The sequence below is a fragment of the Odoribacter sp. genome, from assembly GCF_985060555.1.
This window is the reverse complement of sequence record NZ_CFKYFN010000062.1, coordinates 24835-31335: the sequence shown is the minus strand read 5'-3', so window position 1 is coordinate 31335 and position 6501 is coordinate 24835. Positions and strand designations below refer to the sequence as shown.

Genomic DNA, 6501 nt, shown 5'->3' with positions numbered 1-6501 from the left:
ATACAGAAAAATGACAATAAAAATGACATATGAAGTGATTATACTGGGGCATCTTCATATGCCATTGTATTTTATAGGGACATTTACTGAATATTCCTATTTAAAGAAAAGTAATTCCCGGTATTTCGGTAAGGGCCAGATCTCATCGTCGACGAGTAGTTCCAGCTTATCGATGTGATAACGGATTTTATCCAGATACGGTAAAACCGTAGCAGAATAAACCTGAGCCCTTTCCACTTCATTCGAAATAGAATTGTTAGCCACTTTACGGGCTTCGGTCATTTCGTCGACCAAAGTACGGATCTCTTTGATATGGGTAGAAATCTCTTTAATCGCTTTCAACTGCACTTCGCCCACTTCATTATATACATCCGGCAGGATCTCTTTCAACCCTTTCACATTCTCGATCAGGGTATTTTGATAAGTAATCGCTGTCGGGATAATATGATTCAAGGCCAGATCCCCCAATACCCGGGATTCGATCTGTAGTTTTTTCAGATAGATCTCGTTCTTGATTTCAAAACGGGCTTCCAGTTCACGTTCGGTAAAGATCCCGTTCTCTACGAACAATTTTCTGGCTTTCGGAGCCAAGTAAGCTTTGAGCGCCCCCACGCAATCACTATCGACCGACAACCCTCTCCTTTGAGCTTCTTCCTGCCATTCTTTACTATATCCGTTACCTTCAAAACGGATTTTTTTACAAGCAATGATATACTTTCTCAAGACCTGAAAAATCGCTTCGTCTTTTTTCACCCCTCTATCGATCAATGCATCGGCTTCTTTCTTAAAAGCAATCAATTGTTCAGCCACAGCGGTATTGAGTACGATCATCGCTGCACCACAATTGGCAGAAGCACCTACCGCTCTGAATTCGAAACGGTTACCGGTAAAAGCAAAAGGAGAAGTACGGTTGCGGTCGGTATTGTCCCGCATGATTTCAGGAATTTTACCGACATTCAACTTCAATTCGGTCTTTTCATCAGGACTCATCTTCTTACTGCTCACTTTCTGTTCGATTTCGTCCAGAATAGAATCGAGCTGTTGTCCCAGGAATACGGACATAATCACCGGTGGTGCCTCATCCCCTCCCAAACGGCGCTCATTTCCCAAAGAAACGATACAAGCTTTAAACAAGGCCTCCTGTTCCAATACAGCTTTTGTAGTAGCGACCAAGAAAACGAGGAATTGCATATTGGACTTCGGGTTCTTCCCCGGAGACAACAAATTCACTCCGGTATCCGTCAGTAAAGACCAATTGTTGTGTTTACCCGAACCGTTGATTCCTTTATAAGGTTTTTCATGCAACAATACCCGGAACTTATGATGTTTGGCTATCCGCTTCATCGTAGACATCAATAACTGATTATGATCCACAGCCAGGTTCGCTTCCTCGAAAATCGGTGCCAGTTCGAACTGATTCGGAGCACATTCATTGTGACGGGTTTTTGCCGGAATGCCCAGCCGATGGCACTCGTATTCGAGTTCATCCATAAAAGCATTTACCCGCTCGGGAATAGCCCCGAAATAATGATCTTCCAGCTGCTGATCTTTAGCTGCCGAATGGCCCATCAAAGTACGGCCGCACAATTTCAGGTCAGGCCGGGCATTGAACAAGGCTTCGTCGACCAGAAAATATTCCTGTTCCCATCCCAAGGTTGCCGTCACTTTTTCCACATCTTTATCGAAATACTGGCAAATGCCGACAGCTGCCTTGTCGATCAACGCCAAGGCCTTCAACATCGGCGTTTTATAATCCAGGGCTTCGCCCGTATAAGCCACGAATACCGTCGGTATACACAAGGTGTTGTTGTTGATGAAAGCAGGAGATCCCGGATCCCAGGCGGTATATCCTCTGGCTTCAAAAGTATTCCGGATACCGCCGTTCGGAAAACTCGATGCATCGGGCTCTTGCTGTACCAGCATCCGGCCGTCGAAGGCTTCTATCATACTTCCGTTTTTTTGCAAATCGATAAACCCATCGTGTTTTTCTGCCGTAGCTCCGTTCAGGGGATGAAACCAATGGGTGTAATGGGTTGCTCCCTTTTCTACAGCCCAGGCTTTCATCGCTGCAGCAACCTGATCGGCCAGTCCCCTGTCTATCGTCCCACCTTCTATCATCACCTTTTCCAATTTTTTGAAAGCTTCTATAGACAAATACTGACGCATTTTCTCTATGGTAAGTACATCACATCCGAAAATTTCAGATACCCGTCGCCGTTTTGGGACTTCTAAAGGTTTCCGATGAGCCAGCTCTTCTAATGCCGAGAATCTTATTTTTGCCATACAATCGATAAAAGATTAATTTTTTATATAACACCATTATTTTTCAGGGGCAAAAATAGAAAATAATACTATATTTTTACACATACCCCTCAAAATTACACACAAACACTTCAATTATCGAGAGTCTACACAAAATTGCGGAACGGATCTTCAGTCCGGTGGAGCCAAAATCCCGGATATACTTAGTTCATAAAGTCTGTAGACCCCTTCGGTGCACCTCCTTACCGGAACCTTCGGCTCCGATCGGTCGCTCCCGTAGCTGCTAAAAAAGCCCACAAGGTTCAGGGACTTCATAAACCTTATGGACTTTCGACTTATTTATCCTACTTTTGCACAAACAGATATTCTCGACTATGAAAAAAATTGCCGCAATACACGATTTGTCAGGTTATGGCCGGGCCTCCCTGACAGTCGCCATCCCCATTCTTTCTTATATGGGGTATCAGGTTTGCCCTCTCCCCACGGCTATTTTATCCGCCCACAGCGAATACAAAGATTTCCGTAGCTTCGATCTGACCGACCAGATGCAGGGGATCATCGATCATTGGAAAGAACTGGACTTACATTTCGATGCTTTGTATTCGGGTTATCTGGCATCGGAAAAACAAATGAATATCGTATCCGGATTTTTCGATGATTTCAGTCAGGACGACAATTTCATCTTAGTCGATCCTGTTTTAGGAGACCACGGTAAACTCTATCCGGGGATGGATACCGGCATGATAACAGGGATGCGCGAACTGTGTAAAAAAGCGAATGTGATCACACCCAACCTGACGGAAGCGGCCTTTCTTTTAGATACGGCGCCATCTCCTCACACCCCCCCGGCCGAAGCGATCGAATGGTGTAAAGCCCTCAGTAAACTCGGGCCGGAATATGTTATCATCACTTCGGCTCCGTCGGGAAATGAAAAAAAAGTGGCTACGCTCGCTTATAATAAGAACGACGAACGCCTGTGGCGGGTGAGCAGCGATTACGTTGCAGCCAGTTATCCGGGTACCGGTGATGCTTTTGCAAGTGTCATCACCGGTTGTCTGCTCAACGGCGACAGTTTACCTGAAGCGATCGAACGGGCTGTACACTTCATCAACATGGGAATCAAGGCTACTTTCGGGTATACCCACAATCCTTTAGACGGGATGAACCAGGAAAAAGTGCTTCACTACCTGAATGAATCCCTCCCTTATTTCACTTACGAACTATTGCCCGGATGATCAAAGCGATTATTACCGATCTGGACGGTACACTTCTTCCCAGAGGAGGGAGCATCAGTTCCGGTACCCTGGAAGCCTTCCGGCTAGCCGGGAATAAAGGATGTATCCGGATCATTGCCACAGGCCGTAACCTGTATTCCGCCCTCAAAATATTACCTGCCGGTTTTCCGATAGATTATCTGGTTTTCTCTTCCGGTGCCGGTACACTACGTTGGAGCGATCGCCGATTGCTGTCGGCTCATCACCTCAGTATGTCCGAGACCCGGGAAATAGCCTCTTATCTTTGGGAATACAATATCAATTTCACCATCCAACGGGAAATCCCGGATAACCATTATTTTTATTACACAACCCTTTACCCGATACATCCCGATTACCAAAAACGCCTGGCCACCTACCGGCCTTTCGGAAGCCCGATAGAATCACCGGCCGGCATACAGGGTAAAGCCACCCAATTCGTGATGATTCTCGATGCCCTGCAATTACGGTTACTAGAAAAAATCCGTTCGGATTTAGCCGGTTATTCCGTAGTACGCTCCACTTCGCCTTTAGACAACCGGGCGATCTGGCTGGAAATTTTTGCCGACGGTATCCATAAAGGCAATAGCTGCCAAACTCTTTTAAAAAAACTGAATATCAATTGTAAAGAGGTTGCCGGACTAGGCAATGATTATAATGATATCGATTTTCTGGATATTTGTGCCGAAGCCTATTTGGTAGCCAATGCCCCGGTTAATTTACAAAGACACTATAAATTAGTAAAATCGGACAAAGAAGAAGGATTTACAGAATTTATATCCAAAGTATTATAATTCCAGAAACATTCCCGAAACTTTTTGTCAGAAAAAATTCACTTTATCATAGCCGAACGAACTTTCAGTTCTACCGGTAAAACTTTAGTTTTCCGATTCAGCTTCTCTGCCGAGAATCCGGAGTTTTTTTTGCCAGACCGAACTCAAGGTTCACCCGACTATGACAAAAGAAGCCAGCCTATAATACTTTCCCTTCCACTAACAACCGCTCCATATCTTTTTGCAGTTTAAACGCTTCTTCCCGTGCACGTACGGCAAAATTTTCTGTACGGTCGGCAAAAATAATGCCCCGGGAAGAGTTGACTATCAAGCCACAATGTGCATTCATTCCATATTTCGCCACTTCTTCGAGACTTCCGCCCTGAGCTCCGACTCCCGGCACCAACAGAAAATGATCGGGCACGATCCGGCGGATTCCGGCCAGCATCTCGGCTTTTGTCGCTCCGACAACGTACATCATATTCCGGGCATTCCCCCAGTCCTGTGATTTTTCGAGTACCTTTTCATACAATTTCATCCCTTCGCTTTCAAAAAACTGGAAGTCATAAGCTCCTTTATTGGAAGTCAGGGCCAGAAGTACAACCCACTTTCCCTCATATTGCAGGAAAGGAGTCACCGAATCTTCTCCCATATAGGGAGCCACCGTGATCGAATCGAAAGCAAGAGTTTCCAGAAAAGCTTTGGCATACATCTGCGAAGTATTTCCGATATCCCCCCGCTTAGCATCCGCAATAGTAAAAATATCCGGGTAACTCGTCCGGATATAGTGTATAGTCTTCTCCAGACTTTTCCATCCTTCGACACCCCGGCTTTCATAAAAAGCGATATTGGGTTTATAGGCGATAGCCACCTCGGCCGTCGCATCGATAACGGCTTTATTAAATTCAAAAACAGGATCTTCCAACTGTAGCAAATGCGGGGGAATCTTAGCGATATCCGAGTCTAAGCCGACACAAAGGAAGGATTTCTTTGCCTTTATCTGTTCAAATAATTGATTATAATCCATATGATTTAATTGTAAATGATAAATCGTACATTTCTACAGTCCGCTTTCTTTCAAACGCTCGGTATTTTCTTCGATCTGCAGTTTTTCGATAATCTCGTCGATTTCGCCGTCCATCACAGCCTGTAAATTATAAAGTGTAAAGTTGATCCGGTGATCGGTTACCCGTCCTTGCGGATAATTATAGGTACGGATTTTAGCAGAACGGTCACCTGTACTGACCATCGTCTTGCGTTTAGCCGAAATGTCGTCGATGTATTTCTGATGTTCTTTATCATAGATAAAAGTACGCAAACGGGAAAGTGCCCTTTCTTTATTCTTCGGTTGATCCCGGGTTTCGGTACATTCGATCAGGATTTCTTCGGCCACACCGGTATTGGGATTTTGCCAGACATACCGCAGCCGGACACCGGATTCCACTTTATTCACATTCTGTCCTCCTGCTCCTCCCGAACGGAAAGTATCCCATTTGATCGCCCCCTCGTTGATTTCCACTTCAAAAGCCTCGGCTTCAGGCAATACCGCCACGGTAGCTGCCGAAGTATGCACCCGTCCCTGTGTCTCCGTAGCAGGAACCCGTTGCACCCGGTGCACTCCCGATTCATATTTCATAATGCCGTACACACCTTTACCGGTAACGCTGGCCACGATTTCTTTGTATCCTCCGGCAGTTCCTTCATTGGCATTGGTCACCTCGACTTTCCACCCTTTACGTTCACAAAATTTCGCATACATCCGGAACAGGTCGCCGGCAAACAGACAGGCTTCATCTCCTCCCGTTCCTCCCCGGATCTCGAGTATAACATTCTTACTATCGTCCGGATCTGCGGGTACCAGCAACAACTTCAATTCCTGCTCCATACCCGGCAATTTATCTTCCAGCTCTTCGATCTCCATTTCAGCCATTTCGCGAAGTTCTTTATCCTCTTCGTGCAGCAGAATATCTTTCGATTCCTCGACACTAAGCAGGGCCGCCTTAAACTTATCGGCAGTTCGGGTGATTGTCTCCAACTCCTTATACTCCTTGGTCAACCTCACATAGCGCTCCATGTCCTGAATCACTTCAGGATCGGTGATCAACTGTCCGATCTCCTTAAAACGGATATAATAAGTCTCTAATTTTTCTAATAATGGATGATTCATTTACCCTTTTTTATGATTTGGCACAAAAGTAAGAAATAGTTTAGAA

At 45.3% G+C, this 6501-nt stretch carries 5 protein-coding genes; 2 read left to right on the top strand and 3 right to left on the bottom strand.

The window, feature by feature from the left end; genetic code table 11:
* Positions 1–96: 96 nt before the first annotated feature.
* Entirely contained in the window at positions 97–2283 is a 2187-nt protein-coding gene (locus AC5RDS_RS08335) for a glutamine synthetase III family protein (RefSeq protein ID WP_013613293.1), read from the bottom strand.
* Between the two features lie 353 nt (positions 2284–2636).
* Here AC5RDS_RS08335 and AC5RDS_RS08330 point away from each other — a divergent pair, with 353 nt between their 5' ends.
* Both AC5RDS_RS08330 and AC5RDS_RS08325 read left to right on the top strand, forming a co-directional pair.
* Positions 2637–3497: a pyridoxamine kinase gene (locus tag AC5RDS_RS08330; RefSeq protein ID WP_013613292.1), complete on the top strand. Its 861-nt coding sequence runs from the start codon at positions 2637–2639 to the stop codon at positions 3495–3497.
* Complete coding sequence (locus AC5RDS_RS08325; protein ID WP_087381634.1) at positions 3494–4309, top strand: HAD family hydrolase; 816 nt, start codon at positions 3494–3496, stop codon at positions 4307–4309. Before AC5RDS_RS08330 ends, AC5RDS_RS08325 begins: the two co-directional genes overlap by 4 nt.
* Positions 4310–4487: 178 nt before the next feature.
* On the opposite strand, the gene pyrF is transcribed toward AC5RDS_RS08325, so the two are convergent.
* Both pyrF and prfA read right to left on the bottom strand, forming a co-directional pair.
* Positions 4488–5315, bottom strand: a complete 828-nt coding sequence (pyrF, locus tag AC5RDS_RS08320) for an orotidine-5'-phosphate decarboxylase (RefSeq protein ID WP_013613290.1) — start codon at positions 5313–5315, stop codon at positions 4488–4490.
* A 33-nt stretch (positions 5316–5348) separates the two neighbouring features.
* A complete protein-coding gene (prfA, locus tag AC5RDS_RS08315) occupies positions 5349–6455 on the bottom strand; it encodes a peptide chain release factor 1 (RefSeq protein WP_013613289.1) in 1107 nt (368 codons plus the stop codon).
* Between the last annotated feature and the right edge of the window lie 46 nt (positions 6456–6501).

Excerpts from the sequence above, each read along its gene's own strand:
- AC5RDS_RS08335 (WP_013613293.1), bottom strand. The coding sequence starts at position 2,283 with ATGGCAAAAATAAGATTCTCGGCATTAGAAGAGCTGGCTCATCGGAAA.
- AC5RDS_RS08330 (WP_013613292.1), top strand. The coding sequence starts at position 2,637 with ATGAAAAAAATTGCCGCAATACACGATTTGTCAGGTTATGGCCGGGCC.
- AC5RDS_RS08325 (WP_087381634.1), top strand. The coding sequence starts at position 3,494 with ATGATCAAAGCGATTATTACCGATCTGGACGGTACACTTCTTCCCAGA.
- pyrF (WP_013613290.1), bottom strand. The coding sequence starts at position 5,315 with ATGGATTATAATCAATTATTTGAACAGATAAAGGCAAAGAAATCCTTC.
- prfA (WP_013613289.1), bottom strand. The coding sequence starts at position 6,455 with ATGAATCATCCATTATTAGAAAAATTAGAGACTTATTATATCCGTTTT.